The sequence below is a fragment of the Streptomyces sp. NPDC057543 genome, assembly GCF_042801895.1.
Classification (GTDB): domain Bacteria; phylum Actinomycetota; class Actinomycetes; order Streptomycetales; family Streptomycetaceae; genus Streptomyces.
This window is the reverse complement of record NZ_JBHVFF010000223.1, coordinates 1-14,546: the sequence shown is the minus strand read 5'-3', so window position 1 is coordinate 14,546 and position 14,546 is coordinate 1. Positions and strand designations below refer to the sequence as shown.

General features: G+C 70.1%; 13 protein-coding genes. 11 read left to right on the top strand and 2 right to left on the bottom strand.

Annotation, left to right across the window (positions count from 1 at the left end):
• Nucleotides 1-159 precede the first annotated feature (159 nt).
• From ruvC to ACFU8Q_RS29710, 9 genes are all read left to right on the top strand, one after another.
• On the top strand, nucleotides 160-729 hold the full coding sequence (gene ruvC / locus ACFU8Q_RS29750) for a crossover junction endodeoxyribonuclease RuvC (RefSeq protein WP_384459463.1): 570 nt from the start codon (nucleotides 160-162) through the stop codon (nucleotides 727-729).
• Complete coding sequence (ruvA, locus tag ACFU8Q_RS29745; protein WP_384459460.1) at nucleotides 726-1,349, top strand: Holliday junction branch migration protein RuvA; 624 nt, start codon at nucleotides 726-728, stop codon at nucleotides 1,347-1,349. Before ruvC ends, ruvA begins: the two co-directional genes overlap by 4 nt.
• A gap of 88 nt (nucleotides 1,350-1,437) precedes the next feature.
• Entirely contained in the window at nucleotides 1,438-2,535 is a 1,098-nt protein-coding gene (gene ruvB, locus ACFU8Q_RS29740; RefSeq protein ID WP_384459457.1) for a Holliday junction branch migration DNA helicase RuvB, read from the top strand.
• 164 nt (nucleotides 2,536-2,699) lie between these two features.
• Nucleotides 2,700-3,185, top strand: coding sequence for a preprotein translocase subunit YajC (gene yajC / locus ACFU8Q_RS29735; protein ID WP_384459454.1), 486 nt, complete (start codon nucleotides 2,700-2,702; stop codon nucleotides 3,183-3,185).
• A 147-nt stretch (nucleotides 3,186-3,332) separates the two neighbouring features.
• Nucleotides 3,333-5,081 carry a protein translocase subunit SecD gene (secD, locus tag ACFU8Q_RS29730; RefSeq protein WP_384459451.1) on the top strand — a complete coding sequence of 583 codons (1,749 nt, stop codon included), beginning with the start codon at nucleotides 3,333-3,335 and terminating at the stop codon, nucleotides 5,079-5,081.
• 1 nt (nucleotide 5,082) lies between these two features.
• Nucleotides 5,083-6,186 (top strand): protein translocase subunit SecF, encoded by a 1,104-nt coding sequence (gene secF, locus ACFU8Q_RS29725; protein WP_384459449.1) that lies wholly within the window; start codon nucleotides 5,083-5,085, stop codon nucleotides 6,184-6,186.
• Nucleotides 6,183-6,737: an adenine phosphoribosyltransferase gene (locus tag ACFU8Q_RS29720; RefSeq protein WP_384459446.1), complete on the top strand. Its 555-nt coding sequence runs from the start codon at nucleotides 6,183-6,185 to the stop codon at nucleotides 6,735-6,737. The genes secF and ACFU8Q_RS29720 overlap by 4 nt, the downstream gene beginning before the upstream one ends.
• A gap of 317 nt (nucleotides 6,738-7,054) precedes the next feature.
• Nucleotides 7,055-9,478 (top strand): RelA/SpoT family protein, encoded by a 2,424-nt coding sequence (locus ACFU8Q_RS29715; protein ID WP_384459466.1) that lies wholly within the window; start codon nucleotides 7,055-7,057, stop codon nucleotides 9,476-9,478.
• 153 nt (nucleotides 9,479-9,631) lie between these two features.
• Nucleotides 9,632-9,988, top strand: a complete 357-nt coding sequence (locus ACFU8Q_RS29710; protein ID WP_384459443.1) for a hypothetical protein — start codon at nucleotides 9,632-9,634, stop codon at nucleotides 9,986-9,988.
• A 208-nt stretch (nucleotides 9,989-10,196) separates the two neighbouring features.
• Here ACFU8Q_RS29710 and ACFU8Q_RS29705 read toward each other — a convergent pair whose 3' ends face one another.
• Both ACFU8Q_RS29705 and ACFU8Q_RS29700 read right to left on the bottom strand, forming a co-directional pair.
• On the bottom strand, nucleotides 10,197-11,426 hold the full coding sequence (locus tag ACFU8Q_RS29705; protein WP_384459440.1) for a DUF349 domain-containing protein: 1,230 nt from the start codon (nucleotides 11,424-11,426) through the stop codon (nucleotides 10,197-10,199).
• 203 nt (nucleotides 11,427-11,629) lie between these two features.
• Nucleotides 11,630-12,418 (bottom strand): peptidylprolyl isomerase, encoded by a 789-nt coding sequence (locus ACFU8Q_RS29700; RefSeq protein WP_384459437.1) that lies wholly within the window; start codon nucleotides 12,416-12,418, stop codon nucleotides 11,630-11,632.
• Nucleotides 12,419-12,573: 155 nt separating this feature from the next.
• Between ACFU8Q_RS29700 and ACFU8Q_RS29695 the strand changes: the two genes are divergently transcribed.
• Both ACFU8Q_RS29695 and hisS read left to right on the top strand, forming a co-directional pair.
• Nucleotides 12,574-13,260, top strand: coding sequence for an MBL fold metallo-hydrolase (locus tag ACFU8Q_RS29695; RefSeq protein ID WP_266745112.1), 687 nt, complete (start codon nucleotides 12,574-12,576; stop codon nucleotides 13,258-13,260).
• Nucleotides 13,261-13,273: 13 nt separating this feature from the next.
• Nucleotides 13,274-14,536 (top strand): histidine--tRNA ligase, encoded by a 1,263-nt coding sequence (gene hisS / locus ACFU8Q_RS29690; RefSeq protein WP_384459434.1) that lies wholly within the window; start codon nucleotides 13,274-13,276, stop codon nucleotides 14,534-14,536.
• The last annotated feature ends 10 nt before the right edge of the window (nucleotides 14,537-14,546 follow it).

The following is a 14,546-nucleotide window of genomic DNA, read 5'->3' as shown; positions in this document are numbered from 1 at the left end:
TCATGGAGAAGGTGGACGCCTGACCCGGTATCGGCGCAGCCTTCATGGAGGGGCCGACGGGGACACACCCCGTCGGCCCGTCGCATTGCCCGCCGCGTTGTCAGTGCGAGCCGATAGCCTGCGGGAACAGTTGACCGATCGGTACGGAGGGGGCGTCCCATGCGGGTACTCGGTGTCGACCCGGGACTGACCCGGTGCGGTGTCGGCGTCGTCGAAGGCGTCGCCGGGCGGCCCCTGACGATGCTCGGCGTCGGCGTCGTCCGCACCCCGGCCGATGCGGAGCTCGGCCGGCGGCTGGTCGCTATCGAGCGCGGCATGGAGGAATGGCTGGACGAGCACCGGCCCGAATTCGTCGCCGTGGAGCGGGTGTTCAGCCAGCACAACGTCCGTACGGTGATGGGCACCGCCCAGGCCAGCGCCGTCGCCATGCTCTGCGCCTCGCGCCGTGGCATCCCCGTCGCCCTGCACACCCCCAGCGAGGTCAAGGCGGCCGTCACCGGCAGCGGCCGCGCCGACAAGGCACAGGTCGGCGCGATGGTCACCCGGCTGCTGCGGCTCGACGCCCCGCCGAAACCGGCCGACGCGGCCGACGCCCTCGCACTCGCCATCTGCCACATCTGGCGCGCCCCCGCCGTCAACCGCCTCCAGCAGGCGCACGCGGCGGCCGCGGCCCGCACCGCTCGAGTTCCCCGCACCCCCGCAGTTCCCGTCCGGAAGGTCCCCCGATGATCGCCTTCGTCAGCGGCCCGGTGGCCGCGCTTGCCCTGACCACGGCCGTGATCGAGGTCGGCGGCATCGGCATGGCCGTCCAGTGCACACCGAACACCCTGGCCGGCCTCCGGATCGGCCGGCAGGCCAGGCTCGCCACCTCCCTCGTCGTACGGGAGGACTCGCTCACCCTCTACGGCTTCGCCGACGACGACGAGCGGCAGGTCTTCGAGCTGCTCCAGACCGCCAGCGGAGTCGGTCCCCGGCTCGCCCAGGCCATGCTCGCCACCCACACCCCGGACGCCCTGCGGATCGCGGTCGCCACCGGCGACGAGAAGGCGCTCACCGCTGTCTCCGGTATCGGCAAGAAGGGCGCGCAGAAACTCCTCCTCGAATTGAAGGACAGACTCGGCGAGCCCGTCGCCCAGATCGGCCGGCAGGGCATCGGTACGGCCGCCACCTCCTCCTGGCGCGACCAGCTGCAGGCCGCCCTGATCGGTCTCGGCTACGCCACCCGCGAGGCCGACGAAGCGGTCACCGCGGTCGCCCCGCAGGCCGAGGCGGCGCTGGCCGAGGGCGGGCAGGCGCCCGTGCCGCAGCTGCTGCGCGCCGCGCTGCAGACCCTCAACCGCGCGCGCTGACCGGAGCGCGCCACCCCCGGGGCACCGACACCCCGACGCCGGGCCGGGCACCGCACGGCACCGAAACACCCGAGGCGGGACAGACTGAATGAACTGGGACGAGACCGGACCCGACACCGAAGAGCCGCTCGGCGAGCGCCTCGGTGAGCGGCTGGACGAACGCCTTGTCGACGCCGACGCGGACGGCGAGGACACCGCGGTCGAAGCGGCGCTGCGACCGAAGGACCTCGACGAATTCGTCGGCCAGGAGAAGGTGCGTGAACAGCTGGACCTGGTCCTCAAGGCGGCCAGGGCCCGCGGCGCCACCGCCGACCATGTCCTGCTCTCCGGCGCCCCCGGCCTCGGCAAGACCACCCTCTCCATGATCATCGCGGCCGAGATGGGCGCACCGATCCGGATCACCTCCGGCCCCGCCATCCAGCATGCGGGTGATCTTGCCGCGATTCTCTCCTCGCTCCAGGAGGGCGAGGTCCTCTTCCTCGACGAGATCCACCGCATGTCGCGGCCGGCCGAGGAGATGCTCTACATGGCGATGGAGGACTTCCGGGTCGACGTCATCGTCGGCAAGGGCCCCGGCGCCACCGCCATCCCGCTGGAACTGCCGCCGTTCACCCTGGTGGGCGCCACCACCAGGGCCGGACTGCTGCCGCCCCCGCTGCGCGACCGCTTCGGTTTCACCGGCCACATGGAGTTCTACACCCCCACCGAACTGGAACGCGTCATCCATCGTTCCGCCCGTCTCCTCGACGTGGCGATAGACGCGGAGGGCGCCGCCGAGATCGCCGGGCGCTCCCGCGGCACCCCCCGTATCGCCAACCGGCTGCTGCGCCGCGTCCGGGACTACGCCCAGGTCAAGGCGGACGGGCGGATCGACCGCGCCGTCGCCTCCGCGGCCCTCGGGGTCTACGAGGTCGATGCCCGAGGTCTCGACCGGCTGGACCGGGCGGTGCTCGGCGCCCTGCTGAAACTCTTCGGCGGCGGTCCCGTCGGGCTGTCCACCCTCGCGGTGGCCGTGGGCGAGGAGCGCGAGACGGTCGAGGAGGTCGCCGAGCCCTTCCTGGTACGGGAAGGACTGCTGGCCAGGACGCCGCGGGGGCGCGTCGCGACACCCGCGGCGTGGGCCCACCTCGGTCTCGTACCTCCGCAGCATGACGGAAAGGGACAACAGGGCCTGTTCAGGGCGTGATGCGTCACAGGTTCACCCGGACAGGAACCACCGAGCGACGCCGGGCGTTGTTCCATCGATGCGGACTCGCTTAGACTCCGCCGATGCCGCCCTTAAAGGTCGGTGTTCCCACCCCCGTAGATCAGGCCGCCGTCCAGCGCGGTCGTGCGAAGGAAACTCGTCCCGTGAATCCCGTGACTCTTCTCCCCTTCATCGTGCTCATCGGGGCCATGTTCCTGATGACGCGGTCCGCCAAGAAGAAGCAGGCGGCCGCCGCCCAGATGCGCAACGATATGCAGCCCGGCACCGGCGTCCGGACGATCGGGGGCATGTACGCCACCGTCAAGGAACTTCACGACGACACGGTTCTCCTTGAGATCGCGCCCGGCGTCCACGCCGTCTACGCCAAGAACGCCATCGGCGCCGTCCTCGACGACGCGGAGTACAACCGCATCGTCCACGGTGACGACGAGAACGCCCTCGACATCGACGGCGCGATCGTGCCGGACGATGCCTCCTCGCTGACCGAGGCCGGCGCCGACGAGGACAGCTCGGACGACGCCAAGATCGACCTCGGCAAGAAGGCCGACGCCGACGACGCCGAGCCGACGGACGCCGCGTCCGACAAGAAGTCCGAGGGCAAGACCGACGGCGAGGCCGACGCGAAGTAACCCACGACCCGGGGATGCCATGAGCCCACCGGCATCAGGCACTCCCCGGACCGTGCGATCTTCTGCGGGGGCGGGTCCCCACAACACTTCGTGGCCGCTCGGGCGCGTACCCGGCGCGGGGGCGGTTGGACAGGGAGAAACGAGAAGGTGGCAGCACCGAAGAAGAGCCGAGGGCCGGCCGGCGGTCAGGGCAGGCCGGGGCGTTCCCTGGTTCTGATCCTGATCGCCATGGTCGCGCTCACCGGCGGGATGTTCCTGGCTGGTCAGCCGACCCCACGTCTGGGTATCGACCTGGCGGGCGGCACGTCCATCACGCTTGAGGCGAAGAGCGAGCCGGGCCAGGAATCGGCGATCAACAAGACCAACATGGACACGGCGGTCCAGATCATGGAACGCCGTGTCAATGGTCTTGGCGTCTCCGAGGCCGAGGTCCAGACCCAGGGCGATCGCAACATCATCGTCAACATCCCCAAGGGCACGAACTCCGCCCAGGCCCGTGAGCAGGTCGGCACCACCGCCAAGCTCTACTTCCGGCCGGTGCTGACCGTCGCCCAGGGCACGCCCACCCCGACGCCCAGCACCTCGTCGTCCGGCAAGCCCAGCCCGTCCGCGAGCCCGAGCGCCTCGGCATCGGGTGACGGAAAGGCGTCGGCGACGCCGAGTGCCAGCGCGTCCACGCAGGGCCGCGCGGTCACCGACGGCCTCAAGGCCGACGTCACGCCGAGCCCCAAGGCGAGCGGCTCCGCCACCACCACACCGGAGCCCTCCGCATCCGCTTCCTCCGGCGCGGAAGAGGCGGCCGCCGCCAAGCTCCAGAAGCAGTTCGCGGCGCTCGACTGCTCCAGCAAGGCTTCCCGCGCCGAGGCCGCACGGGGCGCCAAGCCCACCGACACGGTCGTCGCGTGCAGCTCCGAGGGCGACGCCAAGTACGTCCTGGGTCCGGCCGAGGTGTCCGGCACGGAGGTCGACAACGCCAAGGCCGGCTTCGACCAGCAGCGCGGCATGTGGATCGTCAACATGGAGTTCACCAAGAAGGGCTCCAAGGAATTCCAGACGATCACCAAGAAGCTCTCCGCGCAGCAGTCCCCGCAGAACCAGTTCGCCATCGCCCTGGACGGCGAGGTCGTCTCCGCTCCGCAGGTGCAGTCGACTCTCAGCGGCAGCGCCGAGATCTCCGGCAGCTTCACCCAGCAGTCCGCCGAGGATCTGGCCAACGTGCTGTCCTACGGTGCGCTGCCGCTCTCCTTCAAGGAGCAGAGCGTCACCACCGTCACCGCCGCGCTCGGAGGCGAGCAGCTCCAGGCCGGTCTGATCGCCGGTGCCATCGGTCTGGCCCTCGTGGTCATCTACCTGGTGGCCTACTACCGCGGCCTCGCGTTCATCGCGCTCCTGAGCCTGCTGGCCTCCGGCATCCTGACCTACACGATCATGTCGCTGCTCGGCCCGGCCATCGGCTTCGCGCTGAACCTCCCGGCGGTCTGCGGCGCCATCGTGGCCATCGGTATCACCGCGGACTCCTTCATCGTGTACTTCGAGAGAATCCGCGACGAGATCCGCGACGGCCGTACGCTCCGCCCGGCCGTCCAGCGCGCCTGGCCGCGCGCCAGGCGCACCATCCTGGTCTCCGACTTCGTGTCGTTCCTCGCCGCCGCGGTGCTGTTCGTCGTCACCGTCGGCAAGGTTCAGGGCTTCGCGTTCACGCTGGGTCTCACCACCCTGCTCGACGTGGTCGTGGTGTTCCTCTTCACCAAGCCCGTCATGACGCTGATGGCCCGTACGAAGTTCTTCTCCAGCGGTAACCCGTGGTCCGGTCTGGACCCGAAGCGGCTCGGCGCCAAGCCGCCGCTGCGCCGCTCGCGCCGTGTCAACGCCCCCACTGACCCGAAGGAGGCGTGAGATGTCGCGACTCGGCACTCTCGGCGCCCGTCTCTACCGCGGCGAGGTCGGCTACGACTTCATCGGCAAGCGCAAGATCTGGTACGGGATCTCGATCCTGATCACCATCACGGCCATTGTCGGCCTGGCGGTCAGCGGCCTGAACATGGGAATCGAGTTCAAGGGCGGCGCCGTCTTCACCACCACGAAGACGAGCGTCAGCGTCGCCCAGGCGGAGGACCTGGCCACGGAGGCCTCCGGCCACCAGGCGATCGTCCAGAAGCTCGGCAACGGCGGTCTGCGCATCCAGATCACCGAGGTCGACACCGCGAAGTCCGACCAGATCAAGGAACAGCTCTCCAAGGACCTCAACGTCCCCACGGAGAAGATCGCCGCCGACCTGGTCGGCCCCAGCTGGGGTGAGCAGATCGCCAACAAGGCCTGGACCGGCCTCGGCATCTTCATGGTCCTCGTGGTGATCTACCTGGCCATCGCCTTCGAGTGGCGCATGGCGATCGCGGCCCTGGTCGCACTGATCCACGACATCACCATCACGGTCGGTGTCTACGCCCTGGTCGGCTTCGAGGTCACCCCGGGCACCGTGATCGGTCTGCTGACCATCCTCGGTTACTCCCTCTACGACACGGTCGTCGTCTTCGACAGCCTCAAGGAGGGCACGCACGGGATCACCAAGCAGACCCGGTGGACGTACAGCGAGATCGCCAACCGCTCCATCAACGGCACGCTGGTCCGTTCCATCAACACCACCGTCGTGGCGCTGCTGCCGGTCGCCGGTCTGCTGTTCATCGGCGGCGGTGTCCTCGGCGCCGGCATGCTGAACGACATCTCCCTGGCGCTCTTCGTCGGCCTCGCCGCCGGTGCGTACTCCTCGATCTTCATCGCCACCCCGCTCGTCGCCGACCTCAAGGAACGCGACCCGCAGATGAAGGCCCTGAAGAAGCGGATCCTCGCCAAGCGCGCGGCAGCCGCCGCCAAGGGCGAGTCCGCCGAGGACGAGCCCTCGGAGGGCGATTTCCCCCAGGACGCCGCACCCGCCGCCGCGGTTGTCGGCCAGCGCCAGCAGCCCCCCAGGGGCCAGGGCCGGACCTCGGGGAAGCGCCGATGACCAGCAGCACCACCGAGAGCATCCGCGAGCTCCTGCTCAGCCGGATCCGTGATGTGCCGGACCACCCCAAGCCGGGCGTGCTGTTCAAGGACATCACCCCGTTGCTCGCGGACCCGGCAGCGTTCGCGGCCCTCACCGAGACCCTCGCGGAACTGTGCGTACGCCACGGCGCCACGAAGATCGTCGGCCTCGAGGCACGCGGCTTCATCCTGGCCGCCCCGGTCGCGATCCGGGCCGGGCTCGGCTTCGTGCCCGTCCGCAAGGCGGGGAAGCTCCCCGGAGCCACGCTCCGTCAGGCGTACGACCTGGAGTACGGCACCGCCGAGATCGAGATCCACGCGGAGGACCTGTCCGCCGACGACCGGATCATGGTCATCGACGACATCCTCGCGACCGGTGGCACCGCCGAGGCCTCGCTGGAGCTGATCCGGCGGGCCGGTGCCGAGGTCGCGGGCGTCGCGGTCCTCATGGAGCTCGGCTTCCTGCCCGGTCGTGCCCGTCTGGAGCAGGGCCTGCGCGGCGCACCGCTGGAGGTTCTGATCACGGTCTGAGCGGCAGCGGACCGTACGTGACAACGGCTCATGCGCGCAGGACGGGCACCCGGGAACAACCGGGTGCCCGTTCCGCGTTGTGAGGGGTCTCACGGTCCCCGGGGGAGGACGAGCCACAGGATCGATACGATGGCCTTTCCGGGGTATCCGGATCCGCACGAGGAGCGCTCTTGCCAGACGAGGCCCAGCCAGTCGCCGCCCCGCAGCCCGACAAGCCCGTGGCGGCCTCAGGCACGCCCGGGACGAAGCAGCCTGAGCAGAAGCCGAAGCCCCCGGCACCCGAGCCCGGTACGGGCCCGGCGCCGGCCGGTGCCGCGGTGCTGCGGCCCGCGCCCGCTTCCCCCGCCCAGCCGGTCACGCCCGCCTCGCCCGCCCCGAAGCCCCCGGCGAAGCCCGCCGCCAAGCCGGTCACCCCGGTCGCTTCGGCGACCCGCTCCGGTGGCTCCTCGAACCGGGTACGGGCCAGGCTCGCCCGCCTCGGTGTGCAGCGCTCCAGCCCGTACAACCCGGTGCTCGAACCGCTGCTGCGCACCGTCCGCAGCAACGACACCAAGATCGAGACGGCCACGCTGCGCCAGATCGAGCGCGCCTACCAGGTCGCCGAGCGCTGGCACCGCGGCCAGAAGCGCAAGAGCGGCGACCCGTACATCACGCACCCGCTCGCCGTCACGACGATCCTCGCCGAGCTCGGCATGGACCCGGCGACGCTGATGGCCGGCCTGCTGCACGACACGGTCGAGGACACCGAGTACGGCCTGGACACCCTGCGACGGGACTTCGGCGACCAGGTCGCCCTGCTCGTCGACGGCGTCACCAAGCTGGACAAGGTCAAGTTCGGTGAGGCCGCACAGGCGGAGACCGTACGCAAGATGGTCGTCGCCATGGCCAAGGACCCCCGCGTCCTCGTCATCAAGCTCGCCGACCGGCTGCACAACATGCGCACCATGCGCTACCTCAAGCGGGAGAAGCAGGAGAAGAAGGCCCGCGAGACGCTCGAGATCTACGCCCCGCTGGCGCACCGCCTGGGCATGAACACCATCAAGTGGGAGCTGGAGGACCTCGCCTTCGCGATCCTCTACCCCAAGATGTACGACGAGATCGTCCGTCTCGTCGCCGAGCGGGCCCCCAAGCGCGACGAGTACCTCGCCATAGTGACCGACGAGGTCCAGGCCGACCTGCGTGCCGCCCGGATCAAGGCCACCGTCACCGGCCGGCCCAAGCACTACTACAGCGTCTACCAGAAGATGATCGTGCGCGGCCGGGACTTCGCCGAGATCTACGACCTGGTGGGCATCCGGGTCCTCGTCGACACCGTCCGCGACTGTTACGCGGCGCTCGGCACCGTCCACGCGCGATGGAATCCGGTCCCCGGCCGGTTCAAGGACTACATCGCGATGCCCAAGTTCAACATGTACCAGTCGCTGCACACCACGGTCATCGGTCCCAGCGGCAAGCCGGTCGAGCTGCAGATCCGTACGTTCGACATGCACCGCCGCGCCGAGTACGGCATCGCCGCGCACTGGAAGTACAAGCAGGAGGCTGTCGCGGGCGCCTCCAAGGTGCGCACCGATGTACCCAAGAGCACCGGCAAGGGCGCGCGCCAGGACACCGTCAACGACATGGCGTGGCTGCGCCAGCTCCTGGACTGGCAGAAGGAGACGGAGGACCCCAGCGAGTTCCTGGAGTCCCTGCGCTTCGACCTCTCCCGCAACGAGGTCTTCGTCTTCACGCCCAAGGGCGACGTCATAGCGCTCCCCGCGGGTGCGACGCCGGTCGACTTCGCGTACGCCGTCCATACGGAGGTCGGCCACCGGACCATAGGGGCACGGGTCAACGGGCGGCTCGTACCGCTCGAATCGACCCTCGACAACGGCGACCTGGTGGAGGTCTTCACGTCGAAGGCGGCCGGTGCCGGACCGTCCCGGGACTGGCTGGGCTTCGTCAAGTCGCCCCGCGCCCGCAACAAGATCCGCGCCTGGTTCTCCAAGGAGCGCCGCGACGAGGCGATCGAGCAGGGCAAGGACGCCATCGCGCGCGCCATGCGCAAGCAGAACCTGCCGATCCAGCGCATCCTCACCGGCGACTCCCTGGTCACCCTCGCCCACGAGATGCGCTACCCCGACATCTCGTCCCTGTACGCGGCGATCGGCGAGGGCCATGTGGCCGCCGCCGGTGTCGTACAGAAGCTCGTCCAGGCGCTCGGCGGCGAGGACGCCGCCAACGAGGACATCGCGGAGAGCTCGCCGCCCTCGCGCGGCCGCGGCAAGCGCCGCTCCAACGCCGATCCCGGCGTCGTCGTGAAGGGTGTCGAGGACGTCTGGGTCAAACTGGCCCGCTGCTGCACGCCTGTCCCCGGCGACCCGATCATCGGCTTCGTCACCCGCGGCAGCGGCGTCTCCGTGCACCGCGCCGACTGCGTCAACGTCGACTCCCTGTCGCAGCAGCCGGAACGGATCCTGGACGTCGAGTGGGCGCCGACCCAGTCCTCGGTCTTCCTGGTAGCCATCCAGGTCGAGGCCCTGGACCGGTCGCGGCTGCTCTCGGACGTCACCCGCGTCCTGTCCGACCAGCACGTGAACATCCTGTCGGCGGCCGTCCAGACCTCCCGGGACCGGGTGGCCACCTCGCGCTTCACCTTCGAGATGGGCGACCCGAAGCACCTCGGACACGTACTGAAGGCCGTACGGGGCGTGGAGGGCGTCTACGACGTATACCGCGTCACCTCGGCGCGCAGGCCCTGACCGTCCGACGGCACTCCCTCCAGCAGCCCTTCGCGTGGCTACGCGGGGGGCTGCCGCTCGTCGTGGCCGGAGGTGTGGTCCCGAGACCGGCCGAGTGGCCGCATCGGCGGCCGGCAGTCCGATGACCTTCGCCGCTCCGCGGATCGGATTCCGGTGACCACCGGCCCGGACGCCGTCGAGGAACCCTCCTTCGAGGCATCGCGGGAACTCTCTCCGGCCGAGGGCGGCCACCCCGTGCTGACCGGCGTCGCCGCCGACGACCACGGCAGGCCCGTCCAGGGCGTGCCGGTGACCGTGGTGGACGAGGACAGCCGCCGCCTCGCTCTCGTCCGTACCGACGAAACGGGAAGGTACGAGGCGCCGCTGCACCGCCATGCGCGCCCGGGGAACTCCGCGGCGGCGGCACCGGCCACGGACTCCGTCACCGTCCCGCTCTCGGCCCAGGACCGCATCCCGGTCGTGGCCCGGCTGGAGCCGCGCCCCGGCGAGACGATGCGCGCTTCGTCCTGACCTCCGCCGCCCCGCAGCCCGTCACGACGCGCGCCGGCGGCTGAACCCCTGGGCCGGCGCGACCGGCCCCTGGCACCGACCCGCACCCGTCAGCCCACCACCGAGGAGGGCGCCCACCTCGTCGAACCGGAACAGGCCGGAGGGCCCCCGTCCATGACGGAGGCCCTCCGGACCGACGTACCACGGCGAACGTACAGCCGCGGGAAGCTCAGCCGCCGAACTCCTCCAGGCCCTTCAGCGCCTGGTCCAGCAGTGCCTGCCGGCCTTCGAGCTCCTTGGCCAGCTTGTCGGCGCGGGCGTTGTTGCCCGAGGCGCGGGCCGTGTCGATCTGCGTACGCAGCTTGTCCACGGCAGCCTGCAGCTGACCCGTCAGACCGGCGGCACGCGCACGCGCCTCCGGGTTCGTCCGGCGCCACTCCGACTCCTCGGCCTCCTGAAGGGCCCGCTCCACCGCGTGCATCCGCCCCTCGACCTTCGGGCGTGCGTCACGCGGCACATGGCCGATGGCCTCCCAGCGCTCGTTGAGGGCCCGGAACGCGGCCCTGGCCGCCTTCAGGTCCTTCACCGGCACCAGCTTCTCGGCCTCGGCGGCGAGCTCCTCCTTCAGCTTGAGGTTCTCGCCCTGCTCCGCGTCCCGCTCGGCGAAGACCTCGCTGCGGGCGGCGAAGAAGACGTCCTGAGCACCGCGGAAACGGTTCCACAGATCGTCCTCGGCCTCGCGCTGGGCGCGGCCCACGGCCTTCCACTCCGTCATCAGGTCCCGGTAACGGGCAGCCGTGGCCCCCCAGTCCGTGGAACCGGACAGCGACTCGGCCTCCGCGACGAGCTTCTCCTTGGCCTTACGGGCCTCCTCGCGCTGGGCGTCCAGCGAGGCGAAATGGGCCTTGCGGCGCTTGGAGAACGCCGAGCGGGCGTGCGAGAAGCGGTGCCACAGCTCGTCGTCGGACTTGCGGTCGAGCCGCGGAAGGCCCTTCCACGTGTCGACGAGAGCGCGCAGCCGCTCGCCCGCGGAACGCCACTGCTCGCTCTGCGCCAGCTCCTCGGCCTCGGCGACCAGCGCCTCCTTGGCGTGCTTCGCCTCGTCGGTCTGCTTCGCCTTCTGGGCCTTGCGCTCCTCGCGCCGCGACTCGACCGTCGCGACCAGCGAGTCGAGCCGCTTACGCAGCGCGTCGAGGTCGCCGACGGCGTGATGCTCGTCCACCTGCACGCGCAGATGCTCGATGGCGGTCGTGGCATCCTTCGCCGACAGGTCGGTGGTCTTCACCCGCCGTTCGAGGAGGCCGATCTCGACCACAATGCCCTCGTACTTGCGCTCGAAGTAGGCCAGAGCCTCCTCGGGGGAACCCGCCTGCCACGATCCGACGACCTGCTCGCCATCGGCTGTACGCACGTACACGGTGCCCGTCTCATCGACACGGCCCCACGGGTCGCTGCTCACAGCGCCTCCTCCACCTGATGCCTGCGAGAGGGTTCGCCCCCCTGGCATCGTCCACAGTTTCCTGGGGCGGGCAGCGCCCGCCCTGCACAACGCCAATCTAGGCGACCGGCCGCCCGGCTGTCCGCACTCAGCGCGGCTGAAAATAATCCGGCCCGCGCTTCGCGGTCACCACCGGACGGCCCGGTCCGGCCGCCCCGGCCACGTCACGACTTCGCGACAGTGGCCTTCGAGATGTCCACGGCCTTCTTCGGCGCACCGTCAGCGGCACCACCGGCCACACCCGCCGCACCGATGTCCTTGACGGCCTTCAGCGAGGCGTCGTCCATCGTGCCGAACGGGGTGTACGAGGGCGGCAGTTTGCTGTCCTTGTACACCAGGAAGAACTGGCTCCCGCCGGTGTGGGGCTGGCTGGTGTTCGCCATCGCCACCGTGCCCGCCGGATAGGTCACCGTGCCGTCCGCGCCCGCCTTGCCCAGCGCGGTCAGGTTCTCGTCCGGGATGGTGTAGCCGGGGCCGCCCGTGCCGTCGCCCTTGGGGTCACCGCACTGCAGGACGAAGATGTTCTGCGTGGTCAGCCGGTGGCACTTCGTACCGTCGAAGAAGCCCTTGTCGGCCAGCGACTTGAACGAGTTCGTGGTGTGCGGGGTCTTCGCCGCGTCCATCGTGAACGCGATGTCGCCCTGGCTCGTCTTGATCGACATCGTGTACTTCGACGTCTTGTCGATCTTCATCGCGGGCTCCGGCGCACTGCTCTCGCTCGGCGACGGCGAAGCCGAAGGGCTCGCGGCCGCATCGCTCTTGTCCTTCTTGCCGTCGCCGTCTTTGCCGAGGGCGAGATACGTGCCCACGCCGGCGACCGCCACCACGGCCACCACGGACGCGATGACGACCGTCAGCCGCCGCGTCCGGCGGCGGGCCTCCTCCCGGCGCTGCTGCTGCCGCTCGAACTTCTCCCTGGCGAGCTGCCGCCGCCGCTGATCGCTGCTGACCACCGGGTGATCTCCTTGTGGTTCGTGTGATGGGGATGGGGCCTGGGCTGCCCGTACCGTATATGGGTTAGCTGTGGAATGAGGAGCGCCGGTAGGCTCTGAACTGCCGCGACCCTTCTCAGTCGCAATCCATCGTCGGACGACAAGTAAGGACGATCGTGCTCATTGCCGGGTTCCCCGCCGGAGCCTGGGGGACCAACTGTTACCTGGTCGCCCCGGCCGCAGGCGAGGAGTGCGTGATCATCGACCCGGGCCATCAGGCCGCATCCGGAGTCGAGGAAGCACTGAAGAAGCATCGGCTGAAGCCCGTCGCCGTCGTACTGACCCACGGCCACATCGACCACGTCGCCTCGGTCGTCCCGGTGTGCGGCGCGCACGACGTCCCTGCCTGGATCCACCCGGAGGACCGGTACATGATGAGCGACCCGGAGAAGGCCCTCGGCCGCTCCATCGGGATGCCGCTCATGGGCGAGCTGACGGTGGGGGAGCCGGACGACGTCAAGGAGCTGAGTGACGGCGCCCTGCTGAAGCTGGCCGGTCTGGAGTTCGGTGTCGCGCATGCGCCCGGCCATACCAAGGGGTCGGTGACGTTCAGGATGCCCGAGGCCGCGGATGTTCCGCAGATCCTCTTCTCGGGCGACCTGCTCTTCGCCGGCTCCGTCGGACGCACCGACCTGCCCGGCGGCGACCACGCAGAGCTGCTCGAGTCGCTGGCCCGTGTGTGCCTGCCGCTCGACGACTCGACCGTGGTGCTGTCCGGCCACGGCCCCCAGACGACCATCGGCCGCGAGCGCGCCTCGAATCCGTATCTGCACGGTATGGACGCGCCCCGACGAGGAATGTGACGAGAGAAAATCCGTGAGCACCTTCAAGGCCCCCAAGGGCACGTACGACCTGACCCCGCCCGATTCCGCGAAGTACCTCGCGGTGCGCGAGGCGATCGCCGCACCCCTGAAGAACTCCGGCTACGGCTACATCGAGACGCCCGGCTTCGAGGACGTCGCCCTCTTCTCGCGCGGTGTCGGTGAGTCCACCGACATCGTGACCAAGGAGATGTACACCCTCACCACCAAGGGCGGCTCCCAGCTGGCGCTGCGCCCCGAGGGCACCGCGTCCGTGCTGCGCGCCGCGCTGGAGGCCAACCTCCACAAGCTCGGCAACCTGCCCGTGAAGCTCTGGTACTCCGGCTCGTACTACCGCTACGAGCGCCCGCAGAAGGGCCGCTACCGGCACTTCTCGCAGGTCGGTGCCGAGGCGATCGGCGCCGAGGACCCGGCGCTGGACGCCGAGCTGATCATCCTGGCCGACCAGGCGTACCGCACGCTGGGTCTGCGGAACTTCCGCATCCTGCTCAACTCGCTGGGCGACAAGGAGTGCCGCCCCGTCTACCGGGACGCGCTCCAGGAGTTCCTGCGCGACCTCGACCTCGACGACGACACCCGGCGCCGCATCGAACTCAACCCGCTGCGGGTCCTCGACGACAAGCGCCCCGAGGTGCAGAAGCAGCTGGTCGGCGCTCCGGTGCTGCGCGACTACCTGTGCGACGCGTGCAAGGCGTACCACGAGGAGGTCCGCGAACTGCTGACCGCCGCCGGCGTCGTGTACGAGGACGACGAGAAGCTCGTCCGCGGCCTCGACTACTACACCCGCACCACCTTCGAGTTCGTCCACGACGGACTCGGCTCGCAGTCCGCGGTGGGCGGCGGCGGCCGCTACGACGGCCTGTCCGAGATGATCGGCGGCCCGGCGCTCCCTTCGGTCGGCTGGGCGCTCGGCGTGGACCGTACGGTGCTCGCGCTGGAGGCGGAGGGCATCGAGCTCGAACTGCCCGCGGCCACCAGCGTCTTCGCAGTACCGCTCGGCGAGGAGGCCCGGCGGGTGCTCTTCGGGATCGTCACGCAGCTGCGACGGGAGGGTGTGGCGGCGGACTTCGCGTACGGAAGCCGCGGCCTCAAGGGTGCGATGAAGAGCGCGAACCGCTCGGGCGCCCGGTTCACGATCGTCGCAGGCGAGCGGGACCTCGCCGAGAGCGTCGTCCAGCTCAAGGACATGGAGTCCGGCGAGCAGACGGCGGTCCCCCTGGCGGACGTGGCCGAGACGATCCGCGAGCGCCTGGCGTAGCGCCTGCGGG

Coding starts and splice junctions, on each gene's coding strand:
- ruvC (WP_384459463.1), top strand. CDS start 160: ATGCGGGTACTCGGTGTCGACCCGGGACTGACCCGGTGCGGTGTCGGC.
- ruvA (WP_384459460.1), top strand. CDS start 726: ATGATCGCCTTCGTCAGCGGCCCGGTGGCCGCGCTTGCCCTGACCACG.
- ruvB (WP_384459457.1), top strand. CDS start 1,438: ATGAACTGGGACGAGACCGGACCCGACACCGAAGAGCCGCTCGGCGAG.
- secF (WP_384459449.1), top strand. CDS start 5,083: ATGTCGCGACTCGGCACTCTCGGCGCCCGTCTCTACCGCGGCGAGGTC.
- ACFU8Q_RS29720 (WP_384459446.1), top strand. CDS start 6,183: ATGACCAGCAGCACCACCGAGAGCATCCGCGAGCTCCTGCTCAGCCGG.